Genomic DNA, 17799 nt, shown 5'->3' with positions numbered 1-17799 from the left:
GTGAAGTTGAGTTGATGGTTTTCCCCCGGCATGTCCGGGGCTTTTTTTGCCAGAAATATCGTGATGGGCAGTCGGTTTGGGCGGTGGTAAGGGCGGTTTGATTGTTTGAGGTAGACAGAAATGTTCAAAATTAGATAGGGAAGGAGGGCGAGGTCTCAATAAGAAAGACCACCTGAGTCCCGGCCGAGCTGAACTCGGATGATTGAACGGGAAAGGTGGCCATCTTGCTGATGGGTTTATGTTCACCAGATAATCTCTGGATAAAAATAAACCCTAACATTATTCGGTACTTAAAATTTCAACGCTTAAAGTCTTTATAAAATCAATGCGATAACATAATGCCCAATAGATTTCAAATTGCAGGACGGCGGCAATCAATGGAATCCCGATGAGCTTACATCAGTAAGTGATTCGGGTGAGTGAGAGCAGCCAACACACCTGCAGTGTGAAAGATGATGGACATACTTTATCTTTTATCGTGCGCAGACTCATTTTCGCGGCAATCGCCGGTCTCACAGTGGCCGTACAAATACAGACTGTGATTGGTCAGTTTGATACCATGCTGTTTAGCAATTTCACGTTGAAGCGATTCAATGGATTCATTACTAAACTCGATCACTTTGCCGCAATCAAGGCAAATTAGGTGATCATGATGGTGCTGCTGCGTCAGCTCAAAGACTGATTTACCGCCTTCGAAATTGTGGCGGGTCACAATACCGGCATCGTCAAACTGGTTGAGTACACGGTAAACCGTGGCTAAACCAATTTCTTCACCGATATCGATCAGCTTTTTATAAAGATCTTCCGCGCTGACGTGATGGCACGCCGGATCCTGCAACACTTCCAGAATCTTAAGCCGGGGCAGTGTTACTTTAAGTCCAGCGTTTTTTAAGGCTTTATTGTTGTCAGTCATGCGGATTCAGTCCTGTTACTATCGATTCAAATTAAGGCTGTTCAGCCTATGACATCCGTGGCGCAATAATTACAATTGCGTCTCATTATAGAACTGCTAGCCCCAAATGAAAACCGTGGTTGTTAACAAAGATATAATTGCACACTTTGTCAGATTAATCATGCAATGTATTGATGAATGGGATTGTTGCATGCTTCAAGTATAAAGCGGCTACGCCGAACGTTACACATTTGTAGCGGTTTATTTTCATTTTGCACAGATGATAATGCTGATCTGTGGGCTGCTTAACAAAGCGCATTCTGACCACAAATAAAACCATGTGAAATTTGTGACTATAAGCCGAGCTTAATGAGATTAAGAGTCTGTGAGGGGCAAAAAAAAGAGCGCCAAAAGGGATTGAAATTTATGGAAACGCTTAGCGGAGTACATCATCCACCAAGCGTTTCCTATCTGACAAATTTAGCCAGTGATCTCGGCCAGATTCAGCTCTTCACTGATCTGTTTAACCCAAGCTTCAACACGTTCATTGGTCAATTCTGGCTGGCGGTCTTCATCGATAGCTAATCCAATGAAATGATCATCATCAGCCAGACCTTTAGATGCTTCGAAGTGGTAACCCGCAGTCGGCCAGTGACCGACGATTGCGGCACCGCGTGGTTCGATGATGTCGCGCACGGTCCCCATCGCATCACAGAAATATTCTGCGTAGTCTTCCTGATCACCACAACCGAACAAAGCAACCAATTTGCCATTGAAATCGATCTCTTCCAGTGTTGGGAAAAAATCATCCCAGTCACACTGTGCTTCGCCGTAGTACCAGGTAGGGATACCAAGCAGCAGGATATCGAAACCTTCTAAATCTTCTTTACTACTTTTGGCAATGTCGTGAACCTCAGCAACCTCTTTGCCCAGTTGCTTTTGGATCATCTTGGCAATGTTTTCGGTATTGCCAGTATCGCTGCCAAAGAAAATGCCTACAGTTGCCATATAACTTAATACCTTTTAAATTCAAATAGTTATGCCAATTACTGAGCACGCTGCCCAACAATATAACACATTTCATAGGGCGACATCATGCCAGAAAACGCCGTCAGGCTCATATCAAGTTCATGCGATATTAAATTTTTGTGAGCCGCTCAATCTTATAACGCTATTGCCGATAACCTTTGTGTAACTGAATGGTTGCAATTTGCGGTGCCAGGGGGAAAACCGCCAGATGAAAGTTTGTCGGGAAAGGAGTTGTCGTTAGCTGTATGGAACGTCCTTTATTGCTTTTAGGTCATCAAATAACACCAGAGTCTCTATCGGTAACTATCCGATATATAAGGGGAACGAACATGCAGTTTTTAAAAAATATCACCATCAGAGTTGCATTACTTTGGGTGCTTGGCGCCTTTTGTCTGCTTTGGGGCGGCGTATCCACTTATACGTTGCTGTCACTGAACCAACTCACCCAATCCTCTAACGCCAATAGCGTGCTGGTTGAAAACATGAATTTGGTCAATCAGGGGACAGATCAATACTTCCGAATGGTAACTCGTCTCGCCCGTGCAGTGGATTATCGCCAAAGCGGTAACATTGCAGACGCAGATAAAGAGCTAAAATCATCCAATGTCGCGCTGGAGAATCTGAAGAAAAAACTCGCAGAGTTTAAGGCTATCGATCATGCACAGATTGATCCTGCTTTAGTTACTGGAGTGATTGATGGGTGGAGTGGATTAATTGAACAGGGTGTAATGCCGCTTTATCAGGCGGCAATGGATAACAATAGTGCCACCTATCAAGATTTAGCGAAAAAAACAGTACCCGCATTGAGTCGCCAGTATGGCTCCGTGGCTGAAGCCTTTAATCAGGCTGCTTCGAAAGCCATTGGTGTGGCCAAAGATCAATTCTCTCAGTTAACCAAAGTGAGCAGCATTACATTGATCTCTGCTTTAGTTGCGGGTCTGGTGATTTTGCTGGTAACCGATCGTTATCTGGTTGCCAATTTGGTACGTCCATTGGACGATATTCGCGCACATTTCCGGGTTATTGCTTCAGGGCAACTTGGGCAACCTATCGTCGATTTTGGTCGTAACTGCGTTGGACAACTGTTCCCACTATTACGGGACGTACAAACCAGTCTGGTAAACACGGTACAAGCGATTCGCAGTAGTACTGATGGGATTTATCATGGTGCTGCCGAAATTTCTGCCGGTAATACTGACTTATCTTCTCGTACCGAACAGCAGGCAGCTGCTCTTGAAGAAACGGCAGCCAGCATGGAGCAGCTAACCGCAACGGTGAAACATAATGCGGATAATGCGCATCATGCCAGCCAACTGGCGGCTAATGCTTCTGCAACAGCGAAAAAGGGAGGGGCGCTGGTTGCCGATGTGGTGAACACCATGAACGAGATTTCAGCCAGTTCGCGGAAAATAGCTGACATTACGACGGTGATTAACAGCATTGCTTTCCAGACCAATATTTTGGCACTGAATGCGGCAGTTGAGGCAGCCCGTGCAGGCGAGCAAGGTCGCGGTTTTGCCGTGGTTGCCAGTGAGGTTCGTAATTTGGCTCAACGCAGTGCTCAGGCTGCGAAGGAGATTGATGGTTTAATTAATGAGTCCGTCGGTCGGGTCAGCAGCGGTTCTACTTTGGTGGAAAGTGCCGGTGTCACGATGGATGAGATTGTTCGTTCTATCACTAATGTGACAGATTTAATGGGCGAGATTGCCTCTGCTTCTGATGAACAAAGTAAAGGTATTAGTCAGGTTGGGCAGGCGGTGGCTGAAATGGACAGCGTGACTCAGCAAAATGCAGCGCTGGTGCAAGAAGCGTCCCGTGCAGCGACATCACTTGAGGAGCAAGCGACACAATTAAATCGGGCTGTCGCGGTGTTTAAACTGCGGTCAGATGATGAGCAAGCAAAACCGGCGGTGAAATCTCGGGTAAAAGTACTCGCTGCTACACCTGTTGTTAGCAAGGTAGACAGCAACGCCAATTGGGAAACATTCTAAGTCGATAGGATATTAAGGGATAACGGCGTGGCGTAATAACTTACGCCACGCCGTCGTGGTCACCGAAAAGGTTAAAACCCCTCTTGCGAGTGCTCTAATTGAGCAAGCAACATCTGTTCAATCAGTTCACTGCGGCTGATGTTACGTTGCTCTGCAAGGCTATTGAGAGCATCGACGGCATCGGCATTAATCTTCAGTTCCACGCGTCGTAAGCCACGTACTTTATCGCGCCGTAGTTGATTTCGCTTATTAATTCTAAGCTGCTCATCACGGGATAATGGGTTTGTTTTCGGGCGCCCCGGACGGCGTTCATCTGCGAACAGATCCAGCGTCGTGCGATCCGTTTGTTCTTTTGCCATAGGTAGCGGTACTACAAGGGATTGACATCAAAAAGCTTGATGATTCGGTTTACACGTTTCAGGTTGAGAACATAGATAGAGAGCATTGAGTTACCTATAGACCAGCAGCCTGAATTTGTATTTGCCACTAAACGCCGCAGCAAATTTATAGCGCGCCATAATACCTCAGCCAACCGAGCAACGACAATGCTTTACTGTGATTAGATTGGGCTAATTCATTCTTTTTTGCACAATTTTTCCACAGGTAATACATTTCTTTTCCCCAGAAGATGTTTTTTTAAACAATCCCAGTGGCGGCCTCTTTAATCGTTATCAATAAAGCGGTGAATCGCGCGCAATACTGAATCTGGTTTTTCCGCATGAACCCAATGACCGGTCCCCGCTACTACATGAGCACGCGCTTGCGGGAACTGACGTGCTATTTCATCACGGTAGCCGTCTTGAATATAGGGTGATAATTCACCACGAATAAACAAAATAGGGTGTGGCCAAGGGGGGATGGGTTGCCAGCCAACAATATTTTCATATTGATTCCACAATGCTGGTACATCAAAACGCCACTCACCATTGTGAAATGATTTTAATAAGAACTGAATAACTCCTTCATCCCTTATTAACTCGCGCATTAATTGGGCGGCCTGCTGACGCTGGGTGATGCCCGCGACACTGACAGCATTAATTGCAGCAAAAATTTGATCATGGCGGCGTACTTGATAATTCACTGGCGCGATATCAATGGCGACCAGCTTTTCAATGCGGTTTGGTGCTATGGCTGTCATCGCCATCGCCACTTTTCCGCCCATCGAATGACCGATAATGATCGCTTTTTCTATGGCGAGCTGATCCATTAATTCCAGTACATCTTGCGCCATATCCGGGTAACTTACCTGTGGCGAACGTGGGGATAAACCGTGGTCGCGCAAATCCACTTGAATAACGTTATGGTCTTGATGCAAATCACGCGCTAATACACCAAGATTATCAAGATTACCAAATAACCCATGAATCAGAATAATGGGTAGAGATGGGGTGGGAGAAAGTGCGTTTTGTATGCGGAAGTTTAATTTCATGGCGAAGTTCATACTGAGAGATATTCTGGTTAGGGTATCATGACTGAGCAACGGTGTGCTGCTCCATCATTATTTGCCTTGTCAGGTATATGTAGATTATTGCGTCATTACTGCTGCAATGGGGGATTTATCCTAATAAGGCCATGATAAAGGTACTCGTCAGCGCGCTTTGACTTTATAATCCTAAGATATGCATAAGAAAGTAGAAAACCGTACTGGATAAAGATGAAAACTATTGAACTCGACGAAGAACTTTATCGCTATATTGCCAGCCATACGCAACACATTGGTGAGAGCGCGTCCGATATTTTACGGCGCATGCTGAAGTTTACGGCTGGTCAGCCGGTACCGAATTTACCTACCAATAATGAGGCTGCGAAAACAGTCACCGCGCCAGCACCGCGAGATAAGGTCCGTGCTGTTCGCGAATTATTACTGTCTGATGAATATGCGGAGCAAAATAGGGCGGTTAACCGCTTTATGTTAGTGCTGTCAACATTATATACCTTGGATGCACAGGCATTTGCTGAGGCAACTGAATCATTACATGGCCGTACTCGGGTATATTTTGCCGGTGACCAACAGACCTTGTTACAAAACGGGACGCATACTAAGCCCAAACACGTTCCTGGTACGCCATACTGGGTTATCACCAATACCAATACCGAGCGTAAACGCAGCATGGTGCAACATATTATGCTGACAATGCAGTTCCCGCCGGATTTGGCTGAGAAAGTGTGCGGAACTATCTGATTTCATTTAACTATCCTCTTTTATCTTTGATGGTTTTTTGCACCATCAAGGGTAAAAGTGCAAGCATATAGGGAGTCGTGACTTTGGCTAATCACCCTCGTGCTGGGCAAGCTGCTCAGCAAAGCGATTTGATTAATGTTGCTCAGCTCACATCGCAATATTATGTATTGCAACCTGAGGCTGAAAACCCAGCCCATGCGGTTAAGTTTGGCACTTCAGGTCACCGCGGCAGCGCGGCACGTCACAGTTTTAATGAAGCCCATATTTTGGCTATTGCTCAGGCAATCGCGGAAGTTCGTCACGAGAACGGTATTACCGGCCCGTGCTATGTGGGTAAAGATACTCATGCACTGTCTGAGCCCGCCTTTATTTCGGTATTGGAAGTGCTGACGGCGAATGGTGTGGATGTTGTTGTTCAACAAGACAATGGTTTCACCCCGACGCCGGCTATTTCACATGCCATTCTTTGCTATAACGCGCAGGGCAAAAACGTGGCTGATGGTATTGTCATTACACCATCACACAATCCACCCGAAGATGGTGGTATTAAATACAATCCGCCAAATGGTGGCCCAGCGGATACCAACCTGACGTCAGTCATTGAAAAACGTGCAAATGAATTACTCCGCCTGAAATTAAGCGGTGTTAAACGTCAGACATTGGATAAAGCTTGGAAAGGCAATCATCTGCGTGAGCAGGATTTGATTCAGCCCTATGTCGAAGGTTTAGTTGATGTGGTGGATATTCCCGCCATTCAAAAAGCGGGTCTGAAGTTGGGTGTTGATCCCCTCGGCGGTTCTGGTATTGCCTATTGGCAACGTATTGGTGAACACTATAAGTTGGATCTGACACTGGTCAATGATTCTATCGATCAGACTTTCCGCTTTATGCATCTGGATCATGATGGCGTGATCCGCATGGACTGCTCATCAGAATCAGCAATGGCAGGCTTGTTAGCTCTGCGCGATAAATTTGATTTAGCCTTTGCCAATGATCCCGACTATGACCGCCACGGCATTGTCACTCCTATCGGGTTAATGAATCCCAATCATTATTTAGCAGTATCAATCAATTATCTGTTCCAACATCGTCCACAATGGGGTGCTGATGTGGCTGTCGGTAAGACACTGGTATCCAGTGCGATGATTGATAGAGTGGTTGCGGATTTAGGCCGTAAGCTGGTGGAAGTTCCCGTCGGATTCAAATGGTTTGTCGATGGGTTACACGACGGCAGTTTTGGTTTTGGTGGTGAAGAGAGTGCCGGGGCATCTTTCCTGCGCTTTAATGGTAAGCCTTGGTCGACAGATAAAGATGGCATTATCATGTGCTTGTTAGCGGCTGAAATCACGGCAGTAACCGGCAAAAACCCACAACATCATTATGATGATTTAGCGAAGCGTTTTGGTGCGCCGAACTATAACCGTATTCAGGCTCCAGCAACGCAGGCACAGAAAAATGCTTTGTCGAAGTTGTCACCTGAAATGGTCAAAGCCAACACACTGGCAGGTGATCCTATTACTGCTCGCTTGACTACGGCACCGGGCAACGGCGCGTCAATTGGTGGGTTGAAAGTGATGACTGATAACGGTTGGTTTGCTGCCCGTCCATCAGGCACTGAAGAGGCTTATAAAATTTACTGTGAGAGCTTCCTTGGTGCGGAACATCGCGAAAAGATAGAGCAAGAAGCGGTCGATATTGTCAGTGATGTACTCGCGGGTAAGTAGTTATTGCCAGTAAGAAATAGCGCCGGTATGGCGCTATTTCTTCGGCATCAGTTGAAATCGTCACTGTGCAAACAATCTTATTGTGATTAATGATTTATAGCCGCAATTTTATTAGAAAAGTAATCTTGAGTATTATTATCGTGTTTGAGATATATACTATTTTCTTGCGAAATATCTTTTGGTGAAAAATAAGAAATAGCGAATGTAATTTGAGATATATCGGGAATATTATCGCACGAATGGAGATGTTGATTTTTATGCGCTGATACTCGTTGGTCATTTTTAACCTTGAGCACATCTACAAGTTTTGTTCCTTTCAATTTCTCAAGATCAGGCATTTGGTTAGAAAAACCTATTGATAAATCAGTCCGATAAAAATCACCTAAATCATTTTTAGTCGCCAGTTGAGAAAGTGCTTTTTCAGGGGTATTAGCGTATTGTTTTACCATAATATCGAGCAGTTTTTTTTGGCGTTTCTTATCATTTTCACTGCCATGCTTGAGATAAGATTTTGTTTGTAAATTTTTAACTTTATAACCATTTTTAGAGTATTGATCTTTGATGATAATAATTAAGTTATCACTTTTCTCTTCGCTGCCTGAGATAACCAAGTGATTACCATAGCGTTCGAAATTTAATTGATGGAAAAAACGGTCAAGAATACTAATAGTATTTTCTTCACCACTATGCTCATTAATTAAATTAATCCCATCCGACGGAGAGAATCCGTACAAGTCATCACCCTCGCCACCTGCTAAATAATCGTTATTTCTTCCACCTATAATAAGGTCGTTACCTTTTCCACCATATATATTATCATTACCACATCCTTGATATTCTGCTGCATAAAGGCCCAAACCGTCAGCATCTCCCTGTAATTCATCGTCACCATCACCTCCATCTAGATAATCATCACCATCCCCTCCTGCTAATCCATCATCACCTGCACCACCGACTAAAACATCATTACCATTTTGGCCAAACAAGGAATCAAAAGAATCATGACCAAAGATAATGTCGTTACCATCACCCCCTGCTAAATTGTCATTTTTATCACCGCCAATAATAGTGTTGTTGCCTTTCCCTCCGGTGACACCATTTCTAATATATTTCTCTCCTAATAATATCTCATTATCATTTAGGATGACTTCTTTTAAAGGAATAGTATTAGAGATTATATTTTGTGCAGAGATATAGGGTAAATCTTTTCTCGTTAGGAAGAGATATTTGTTGGGACCGTCGTAAACATTTTTCTCTTTGTAAGGTTCTTTTAACGTCAAGAATAACTCATTTTTAACACCATTTTTTTCACGCAATATTAAACAGTTAAAAATTAAATTTTTGTTTTTAACGACTTCGTAATGTTTTTCGGATAAAACGTTTTTATCACTATCTAATATTGTTACTATCAGTTCTGAATTTGAGTAGTGAAAGAATACGTTATCGAGAGATAGGTTATCTAAATAAATGGTTTTTTTATCTCGATATATACTCAATGGATCTGTTGGTGGGGTGAATTTTATATTTGCATTGGTTTTTATTGCGATCAAAATGATTTCCTTTTATTTGATTGTTAGCGGGTGTACTCCTGTTGTAATTTATCTGTATTATTATTTTTAATAAACTTAAATAGCATTATTATTGTTTCTTTAATTAATCATAGTTATAATCCCACTCTATTTATTTGCAACTATTGACAAACTATTCTTCTTAATTATAGACCATGGCAAGTCTATTAGGTAAGTTATGAGAGTATATATCACTTTCTGATAATGGCAGTATTGCTTTGGGGGCATCTTTAGGTGCGAATGATGAGAGCGCCTCAGAGATATAGGTTATATCAGGTAAATTTTCAGAAAAATCACTGGGGTTATCCTTGTAAGTATTAGCTAGTATATTATTTTGGGTAGTAAGTTCAGCAATAAGTTTATTTCCTGTCTCATCCTCAATATCTTTCATGTTATTTTTATTAAATACATCAGGCAATACAACAGTGAAGTGACGACCTGAGTCGGAATGAGCTGTTGTCATTTCTAGTTCTTTGAGAGCACTGTCAGGATCTTTTGTCACTAACTCATACAGTAACGAATGAAAGTCATCCCTATTTATTTTACTATTGTATTGAGAATATGACTGCGTCTTTATATATTTGACTTTATAACCATCAGCAGAAAATTGATCTTTAATAATGACTGTTAAGCGACTACCGATCTTTTTACTTGAAATGACTAAGTGTTGACCGTAGCGTTCAAATTTTAATTCATGGAAATGATAGTCAGTAATGGCAATGATATCTTCTCCACCACTGTGTTCAACTATCATATTAATTCCATCATTGTCTGAAAATATATATAAATCATCGCCTGCCCCTCCAGCTAAATAATCATTATTTTTTTGCCCTTGGATGAGATCATCACCTTTCCCACCAAATATTCGATCATTTCCCCGTCCATTCACCTCGGCTGCGAAGTAGCCAAAAGCTTCAGCATCACCGTGTAGCTCATCATTGCCATCGCCGCCATAAAGAATGTCGTCACCCGGGCCGCCAGCCAGCCCATCGTCACCTTCACCCCCACTAAAAGGTCATTACCTTCCTCGCCAAATAAAGAGTCATTCCCTTTCTTACCAATTATGGTGTCGTTACCCAGTAGCCCGGATATATTGTCATTCACGTCACCGCCAATAATGATATCATCCCGTGAACTACCTAAAATAGCATTTCTACCTTTCTCACCTACTAAAATATTATTATCTTCATCATTCAGTTTTATCACTTTCTCGCCATTGACAGTTAAATAATTTTTTGGGGTATTCTCTGCAAAAGAAATATTAACAATATCTTTTACTAAATAAAGCTCCAGATATTCCATGTTAATATTAACATATTTTCTTGAGGGGGTATCTGTAGGTATACTATTATCCGTACGTAAAATTAATTCTTGCCTCTCTCCATTAACATCAGAAATCGTCACTGATTTAACACGAAGAATACCATTCCTATATATATTATGATGCAGCCAGCGATGATAGACTCGATGACTATTATTTAATGTATTGATGATAAGTGTTGATTTTGAATGCCGAAAAAAAACTTTCCCAGCAGATGAATTTGGTAATAATATAGAATAATTTACTTTTTGTGTTTTTACTGCTCCTTTGCTCATATTAACTCCCTTTATTAAATAAGCGGTTGTTTTTATATTAAGGTGAGAACCTTTTTATGTGAAATTTAATAAAATTATAATTTCTTATTGTTAATTAATGAACGGAACATAATCATAAAGACAAGAGTATTATACTCTGTCTTTATTTTATATTTTATTATTACCAGAAACAGTATTACCCTAAGGCTACCATCAGTGCACCCGCTGTAATCAATGCCACACCTAACCCTGCGACCAGCGATATTTTTTCACCAAACAGGATAAAAGCTAGAATGACGGCGAAAACGACACTGAGTTTATCAATAGGAGCGACTTGCGAGACATTGCCATTTTTAATCGCCATAAAGTAGAACAACCAGGACAATGCCCCTGCGACACCACTAAGCACCACAAATAGCAGCGCTTTTTTATCCGCGAGTACGGCACCGACTAGGTTAAATTTCCCCTGAACCACGACGACTCCGACCAAAAATAGCGCCATCACCACAGCACGTACGGCGGTTGCTGTGTTGGCATCTAAATGTTGCAGACCGATTTTGCCGAAGATGGCGACTAGCGAAGCGGTGAGGGCAGACAGCAGGGCATATATCAACCAAGTGCTCATAATAAATAAGACCTATTATCATTAAAAGTCTGATGCTACTCCGCCGAACTGTTTTTTCCTAGTCTGAATGTGAAATCTTATGGCGAATAAATCGTTATGGAATAAAGCGATAACCTACGCCGGTCTCGGTTAATAAGTGTTTAGGGCGGGTGGGGTCGGTTTCTAATTTTTGGCGTAAGTGGCCCATATAAATGCGTAGATAATGGCTGTGTTCGACATAATTTGGCCCCCAAACTTGGTTGAGTAACTGGCGTTGGGTAATCACTTTACCTGTATTGGCGATTAATGCAGAAAGTAGGCGGAATTCAATCGGTGTCAGGTGAAGATTTTCACCGGCCCGAGTCACCTGACGGTTAATCAGGTCCACGCTAATATCAGCAAAATTCACCAACGGACTTTCTTGGCTCCCCCCACTATGGCGGCGTAAGGCAACACGCACTCGCGCTAATAATTCGCTGATGCCAAAGGGTTTACTCAGATAATCATCCGCACCAGCATCCAGTGCTGCGACTTTATCTTCTTCACTATTACGTGCTGATAACACAATAATTGGGATGGCGCTCCACTGGCGAAGGTCCTGAATATAACTGAGCCCATCACCATCTGGCAGGCCCAAATCTAAAATAATCAGGTCTGGTTTGCGAGTACCGGCCTCAATTAGGCCCCGTTGCAACGTATCGCTCTCAAATACTCGCCAGCCCTCGCTCTCCAGCGCAATGCGTACAAAGCGACGGATCTCTTTTTCATCTTCAACAATCAGGATGTTAGCCGGGGATATAATTAACACTCCTCTCAATCAATATTTTCACCATCAATGTCAGGTGCTTTCTCCAGCGGCAACATAAAGTGGAAGCTGGCACCGCCTGCTGAGTTTTGTTCGACCCAAATACGACCATCGTGTACATCAATAATGGCACGGCAAATGGCTAAACCCAAGCCCACCCCCGGAATGGCTGACTCTTTGTTGCCACGGGAGAATTTGTCGAAAATAAGTTGCTCTTGCCCTAAGGGAACGCCGGGGCCATTATCCCAGACTTCCACATGCAACCATTCATCTTCAACGGTTGCTCTAATCCCCAGCAAGGCATCAAAACCGGCGTATTTATGGGCATTCTCCAACAGATTAATAAACACGCGCTCTAATAGGCTACCATCACAGTTAATCAGTACCATTTCATCTGGCAGCTCGACATTGATGTGGTGATGATTGAGAGCCGTTTCCAACATATTTAATGCGCTACCGACAATTTCTTCGAGCGATTGCCACTCTTTGCGCAGATTAAATCCGCCTGACTGGATACGTGCCATATCTAATAAGTTATTGACCAGCCGGGTGGTACTTAAAACTTGCTGACGGATTTGGTTAGCTTGTGGGGCGTGTCGCGAACCTTCGGCAGCCAGATCCAGCGTCAGGATTTCTGCTTGACCAAATAGCACCGTCAGCGGTGTGCGTAGGTCGTGGGAGAGGGCAGCCAGTAGTGAATTACGCAATTGCTCCCGTTCAGCATCCAGTTTGGCCAGTTCAGCACTGCGAGCCAGATGTAGCCTTTCCAGCGCGTTGGCAATCAGGTTGGTAAAAGTTTGCAGTAAACGCTGCTGTTCCGGCACCATTAATTGGCGTAGGTTCGCCGGTTCAATCGCCAGCACTCCGAAAGTTTGCTTGGATGCGGTCAGCGGCAGTAATTGATAAGGTACGCCCGGCAGCGTATCAGTCCCCGCGCCAGCAGGCGCGCCTTTATCGAAACTCCAACGAGCAATGGCTTCGTCAACGGAAAGGGCGCCGCCTTCATCAGTGGCAACTTGTTGCAAACGCCCATCCTCCTGTGGCAATAGCAAGTCAGTTTTAGCCTGAAAGCTACTGGAAAGAAAATGGCGGCTGGTTTTGGCAATATCTGCTGGCGTCAGGGCACGGCTCAATCCTCGCGACATCTCATATAAATGCCGGGCGCGCTGTTCGCGATAGCGGGCAATTCGGGCCTGATAGCGCACGCCAGCGGTCAAATTCCCCACCACGATGCCAACAATTAACATCACACCGAAAGTCACCAGATACTGCACATCCGTGACCGCCAATGACCAATGTGGTTGGACAAAAAATAGATCGAAACTGGCGACATTGATCACTGCCGCCAATACAGAAGGCCAGCGGCCATAAAATAGCGCAATAATAACCACACCCAGCAAGTAAACCATCACCAGATTTGCCTGATCGAAACCGGGTATAAGCCACTGTGATAATACCGTGATCAGCGCGCACAAGCCGATGGCGGCAATACAACCGCGTAATTGCATACGCCACTTTTCAGTGAATGCTCGAGAGTCGGTTTCTTTTGCTACATTGGGTGAGTTGTCTCCCTCTAAGGCAATAATCACTAAATCGAGGTCTGGCCCCAGCTTGCCCAAACGATCGGCAAAACTGCCGCGCAATTTCCACTGTTTCTCTGCCCGGCGACCAATAATAATTTTACCCAGATTATGTTCACGAGCATAACGCAACACCGCCTGTTCCTCACTGGGTTCGGAGAGTGTGGCAGTTTCAGCTCCCAGTTCTTGGGCCAACTTAAGGGTACGCAAAATGGCACGGCGTTTGGCTTCGGGCAAGCCATGCAGCCGTGGTGTTTCAACATAGACGGCGTGCCAGATACAGCCCAAACGCGCAGCTAACCGAGCCGCGGTACGGACTAATTTTTCGTTACCACTGTTATGCCCGATACATAAAAGGATGGCATCGCGGGTATGCCAGACTCGCTCTCGGCCCTGCGTGTCACGGAAGGCACGCATCTGGTCATCAACCCGATCAGCAGTGCGGCGTAGCGCCAGCTCGCGCAAGGCGATTAAATTACCTTTACGGAAGAAATGTTCAATCGCCCGTTCTGCCTGCCCCGAGATATACACTTTGCCCTCATTCAGGCGCTGGCGTAGGTCATCTGGGGGCAGGTCGACCAAGACCACTTCCGTGGCGGCATCAAACATATGGTCGGGGACCGTTTCCCGCACTCGGATTCCGGTGATACCGCCTACCACATCGTTTAGGCTTTCCAAATGCTGCACATTGACCGTAGTCAGCACATCAATCCCGGCGTCTAGCAGTTCTTCCACATCTTGCCAGCGTTTGGGGTGGCGTGAGCCTTGAGCATTGCTGTGTGCCAGCTCATCCATCAAGATCAGCGCCGGATGACGGGCCAGTGCAGCATCTAAATCAAACTCGCGTACCTGACGGCTGCGGTGGTGAATACGTTTTGGTGGTAGGATTGCCAGCCCGTCTAGCAGGGCGGCAGTTTCATTTCGCCCATGGGTTTCTACCACCCCAACCAACACATCTAGCCCTTGAGCACGCAGGCGCTGCGCCTCTTGCAGCATGGCGTAGGTTTTACCCACCCCGGCACAAGCCCCAAAGAAGACTTTCAATCGACCACGGGATTTTTCATTCGCCACCGCAAGTAGGCTATCGGGATTTGGGCGGGTTGGTTCTGCATCCACCATGATCTGTCCTTAAGGTTTTGCCGGGGCCGCCGGTACTGTCACGTGACTTTGGGCATTCAGCGCCATATTGAGTTTCAGCACATTGACGACGGATTCACCGAAGAAATTGGGCACTGACCTTTGCACGTTTTCATCAATTAATTGTTTCACTTCAGACAACGGCATCTGGCGTATGTCCGCAATGCGAGGGGCCTGATAGTAAGCCGCTTCCAGTGAAATGCTGGGATCCAGACCACTGCCGGAGGCGGTGACCAGATCAACCGGTACCGGGCCAGTTTGTGTCGGATTTGCCTGACGCTGTAACTTAACGCGTTCACTGATGGCTTGATCCAGTGCCGGATTACTGATAGCCAAATTGCTGCCACCGGAGGCCATTGGATTATAAGGCATATCTGCCGTGACCGACGGACGACCGACAAAATAACCCGGTTGAGTAAAGTTTTGCCCCAACAAGGCTGAACCGACCACTTCATCACCCAGCATGACCCGTGAACCATTAGCTTGCTGAGAAAACATCAATTTTGCCAGCCCAGTGGTCAGCAGAGGATAAGCTATCCCGGTGATAAGTGTCAGTAATATCAGTAAAACCAATGCTGGCCGGAAATATGAAATAGGGGTTATCGATGACATGGTTATTGCCTCTATGTTGTTTATCTTGCGACTAACTCGCCATCAGGGCTGTCAGCACCAGATCGATCAATTTAATACCGACAAACGGCACCAGTAAGCCACCCAAACCGTAAATCCACAGATTACGGCGCAGCAGGGCCGCAGCGCTCATTGCCTTATAACTGACCCCTTTTAAGGCCAGGGGGATCAGGAACACAATCACCAATGCGTTAAAGATAACTGCCGACAAAATAGCAGAAGCCGGAGAGTGCAACTGCATCACATTCAGGGCATTGAGTTGTGGGTAAGTAGCAGCAAAAGCGGCTGGAATAATGGCAAAATATTTTGCAACGTCATTGGCGATGCTGAAGGTTGTTAGCGAGCCTCGGGTCATCAGCATTTGTTTACCAATATGCACCACTTCAATCAGTTTGGTGGGGTTGGAGTCCAAATCCACCATATTGCCCGCCTCCTTCGCTGCTTGCGTCCCTGAGTTCATCGCTACCGCTACATCTGCTTGAGCCAGTGCTGGAGCATCGTTGGTGCCATCGCCAGTCATCGCGACCAAACGGCCTTCTGCCTGATATTGACGAATCAGCGCCAGTTTTGCCTCCGGTGTCGCTTCAGCCAGAAAATCATCAACGCCCGCTTCAGCCGCAATAGCCGCTGCGGTGAGGCGGTTGTCACCGGTGATCATCACGGTTTTAATCCCCATTTTGCGCAGTTCTGCAAAACGTTCTTTAATGCCTCCCTTCACGATATCTTTTAGGGCAACCACCCCCAAAACGCGTGGCCCGTCAGCCACCACAAGAGGCGTTCCTCCCGTACGAGCGACACTTTCTACGGCATCTTCTACCGCTCGTGGGAAGTGGCCCTGATTAGATTCCACATGGCGACGGATGGCATCAACCGCACCTTTGCGGATCATTCGATCCTGTACATTAACGCCGCTCATGCGTGTTTGTGCAGAGAAGGGCACAAAGGTGGCATTCAGGCTGTGCAAGTCCCGTTCACGCAAATTAAAACGTTGTTTAGCCAGAACCACAATACTGCGGCCCTCCGGTGTTTCATCCGCCAGAGAAGAGAGTTGTGCGGCATCTGCCAGTTGTTGTTCGGTGACTCCGGGGGCGGGCAAAAATTCGGACGCTTGGCGGTTACCTAATGTGATGGTGCCGGTTTTATCCAGAAGTAACACATCGACGTCACCGGCGGCCTCAACGGCGCGTCCGCTGGTGGCTATTACATTGGCCCCTAACATGCGGCTCATACCGGCGACTCCGATGGCTGATAATAAACCGCCGATGGTCGTTGGGATGAGGCAAACTAACAGCGCGACCAGCACGGTAATAGTGACGGGGATACCCGCCTGGTTAGCCTCAACACTGAAAATTGAAAATGGGTACAAGGTGGCGGTTGCCAGTAAAAAGACGATGGTTAACGCCACCAATAAAATGGTCAGGGCCACTTCGTTGGGGGTTTTGCGCCGTTTGGCGCCTTCAACCATGGCGATCATTCGGTCAAGGAATGTTTCGCCGGGGTTTACACTGCACTCAACGACCAACCAGTCTGATAACACACGGGTGCCGCCAGTTACAGAGGAGAAATCGCCGCCTGATTCGCGGATAACCGGTGCAGATTCGCCGGTAATGGCGCTTTCATCCACGGATGCGCCCCCCTCTAAAACTTCACCATCGCAAGGCACGGTGTCGCCAGCTTCAATCAGGACTAAATCCCCTTTACGCAGGCTATCGGCAGAGACTTTCTCTTGCGGTGCGTCAACGCGAGCTTCTGACAGTTTTTTGGCCCAACTGGTTTTTTTCACCCCCCGCAGACTTTCAGCCTGCGCTTTGCTACGCCCTTCGGCCAGCGCTTCGGCAAAGTTGGCAAACAGCACAGTAAACCACAACCACAGGGAAACACTGCCGGTAAATAGGGCGCTGCCGGTGGTTTGCCCACTTAAAATGGCCAGCCAAATTAAGGTGGTTAGCCCACTGCCTAAATACACTACGAACATCACCGGATTGCGCCACTGGACACGCGGATCCAGTTTTTTCACGGCATCAAACAGTGCCGTACGCACTAGTGCGGGTTCAAAGATTGCGCGTTGTTTGCGAGTCATCA

15 protein-coding genes are annotated in these 17799 nt (G+C 45.8%); 3 read left to right on the top strand and 12 right to left on the bottom strand.

The window, feature by feature from the left end:
* Positions 1-466: 466 nt before the first annotated feature.
* Both fur and fldA read right to left on the bottom strand, forming a co-directional pair.
* Positions 467-913 (bottom strand): ferric iron uptake transcriptional regulator, encoded by a 447-nt coding sequence (gene fur / locus ACIOG0_RS15575; protein ID WP_050098914.1) that lies wholly within the window; start codon positions 911-913, stop codon positions 467-469.
* Positions 914-1372: 459 nt separating this feature from the next.
* Positions 1373-1900 carry a flavodoxin FldA gene (gene fldA, locus ACIOG0_RS15570; protein ID WP_050098913.1) on the bottom strand — a complete coding sequence of 176 codons (528 nt, stop codon included), beginning with the start codon at positions 1898-1900 and terminating at the stop codon, positions 1373-1375.
* Between the two features lie 350 nt (positions 1901-2250).
* Here fldA and ACIOG0_RS15565 point away from each other — a divergent pair, with 350 nt between their 5' ends.
* On the top strand, positions 2251-3912 hold the full coding sequence (locus tag ACIOG0_RS15565; RefSeq protein WP_050098911.1) for a methyl-accepting chemotaxis protein: 1662 nt from the start codon (positions 2251-2253) through the stop codon (positions 3910-3912).
* Between the two features lie 71 nt (positions 3913-3983).
* Here ACIOG0_RS15565 and ybfE read toward each other — a convergent pair whose 3' ends face one another.
* Together ybfE and ybfF are read right to left on the bottom strand one after the other, a co-directional pair.
* The gene (gene ybfE / locus ACIOG0_RS15560) at positions 3984-4271 is read right to left on the bottom strand and encodes a LexA regulated protein (RefSeq protein ID WP_004715753.1); all 288 of its coding nucleotides are present in this window, start codon (positions 4269-4271) and stop codon (positions 3984-3986) included.
* Between the two features lie 302 nt (positions 4272-4573).
* Positions 4574-5341, bottom strand: a complete 768-nt coding sequence (gene ybfF, locus ACIOG0_RS15555) for an esterase (RefSeq protein ID WP_050098908.1) — start codon at positions 5339-5341, stop codon at positions 4574-4576.
* A 225-nt stretch (positions 5342-5566) separates the two neighbouring features.
* Between ybfF and seqA the strand changes: the two genes are divergently transcribed.
* Entirely contained in the window at positions 5567-6094 is a 528-nt protein-coding gene (gene seqA / locus ACIOG0_RS15550; RefSeq protein WP_050098906.1) for a replication initiation negative regulator SeqA, read from the top strand.
* An 83-nt stretch (positions 6095-6177) separates the two neighbouring features.
* Entirely contained in the window at positions 6178-7818 is a 1641-nt protein-coding gene (gene pgm, locus ACIOG0_RS15545; protein WP_128451510.1) for a phosphoglucomutase (alpha-D-glucose-1,6-bisphosphate-dependent), read from the top strand.
* 86 nt (positions 7819-7904) lie between these two features.
* Here pgm and ACIOG0_RS15540 read toward each other — a convergent pair whose 3' ends face one another.
* The 8 genes from ACIOG0_RS15540 to kdpB all read right to left on the bottom strand — a co-directional run bounded on the left by ACIOG0_RS15540 (position 7905) and on the right by kdpB (position 17797).
* Positions 7905-9368: a calcium-binding protein gene (locus tag ACIOG0_RS15540; RefSeq protein WP_404704875.1), complete on the bottom strand. Its 1464-nt coding sequence runs from the start codon at positions 9366-9368 to the stop codon at positions 7905-7907.
* A gap of 160 nt (positions 9369-9528) precedes the next feature.
* A complete protein-coding gene (locus tag ACIOG0_RS15535; RefSeq protein WP_404705053.1) occupies positions 9529-10371 on the bottom strand; it encodes a calcium-binding protein in 843 nt (280 codons plus the stop codon).
* Positions 10272-10982 carry a calcium-binding protein gene (locus ACIOG0_RS15530; RefSeq protein ID WP_404704874.1) on the bottom strand — a complete coding sequence of 237 codons (711 nt, stop codon included), beginning with the start codon at positions 10980-10982 and terminating at the stop codon, positions 10272-10274. Before ACIOG0_RS15530 ends, ACIOG0_RS15535 begins: the two co-directional genes overlap by 100 nt.
* A 175-nt stretch (positions 10983-11157) precedes the next feature.
* On the bottom strand, positions 11158-11586 hold the full coding sequence (locus ACIOG0_RS15525) for an EamA family transporter (RefSeq protein ID WP_004875614.1): 429 nt from the start codon (positions 11584-11586) through the stop codon (positions 11158-11160).
* 94 nt (positions 11587-11680) lie between these two features.
* A complete protein-coding gene (gene kdpE / locus ACIOG0_RS15520; RefSeq protein WP_050098905.1) occupies positions 11681-12373 on the bottom strand; it encodes a two-component system response regulator KdpE in 693 nt (230 codons plus the stop codon).
* A gap of 5 nt (positions 12374-12378) precedes the next feature.
* The gene (kdpD, locus tag ACIOG0_RS15515) at positions 12379-15069 is read right to left on the bottom strand and encodes a two-component system sensor histidine kinase KdpD (RefSeq protein ID WP_050098903.1); all 2691 of its coding nucleotides are present in this window, start codon (positions 15067-15069) and stop codon (positions 12379-12381) included.
* A gap of 9 nt (positions 15070-15078) precedes the next feature.
* Positions 15079-15699 carry a potassium-transporting ATPase subunit KdpC gene (kdpC, locus tag ACIOG0_RS15510; protein WP_164908375.1) on the bottom strand — a complete coding sequence of 207 codons (621 nt, stop codon included), beginning with the start codon at positions 15697-15699 and terminating at the stop codon, positions 15079-15081.
* A gap of 31 nt (positions 15700-15730) precedes the next feature.
* Complete coding sequence (gene kdpB / locus ACIOG0_RS15505; protein ID WP_050295428.1) at positions 15731-17797, bottom strand: potassium-transporting ATPase subunit KdpB; 2067 nt, start codon at positions 17795-17797, stop codon at positions 15731-15733.
* Between the last annotated feature and the right edge of the window lie 2 nt (positions 17798-17799).

This window comes from Yersinia vastinensis (assembly GCF_044905075.1).
Classification (GTDB): domain Bacteria; phylum Pseudomonadota; class Gammaproteobacteria; order Enterobacterales; family Enterobacteriaceae; genus Yersinia; species Yersinia vastinensis.
Note: the sequence above shows the minus strand (reverse complement) of the source record. Positions and strands in the feature narration are given on the sequence as shown.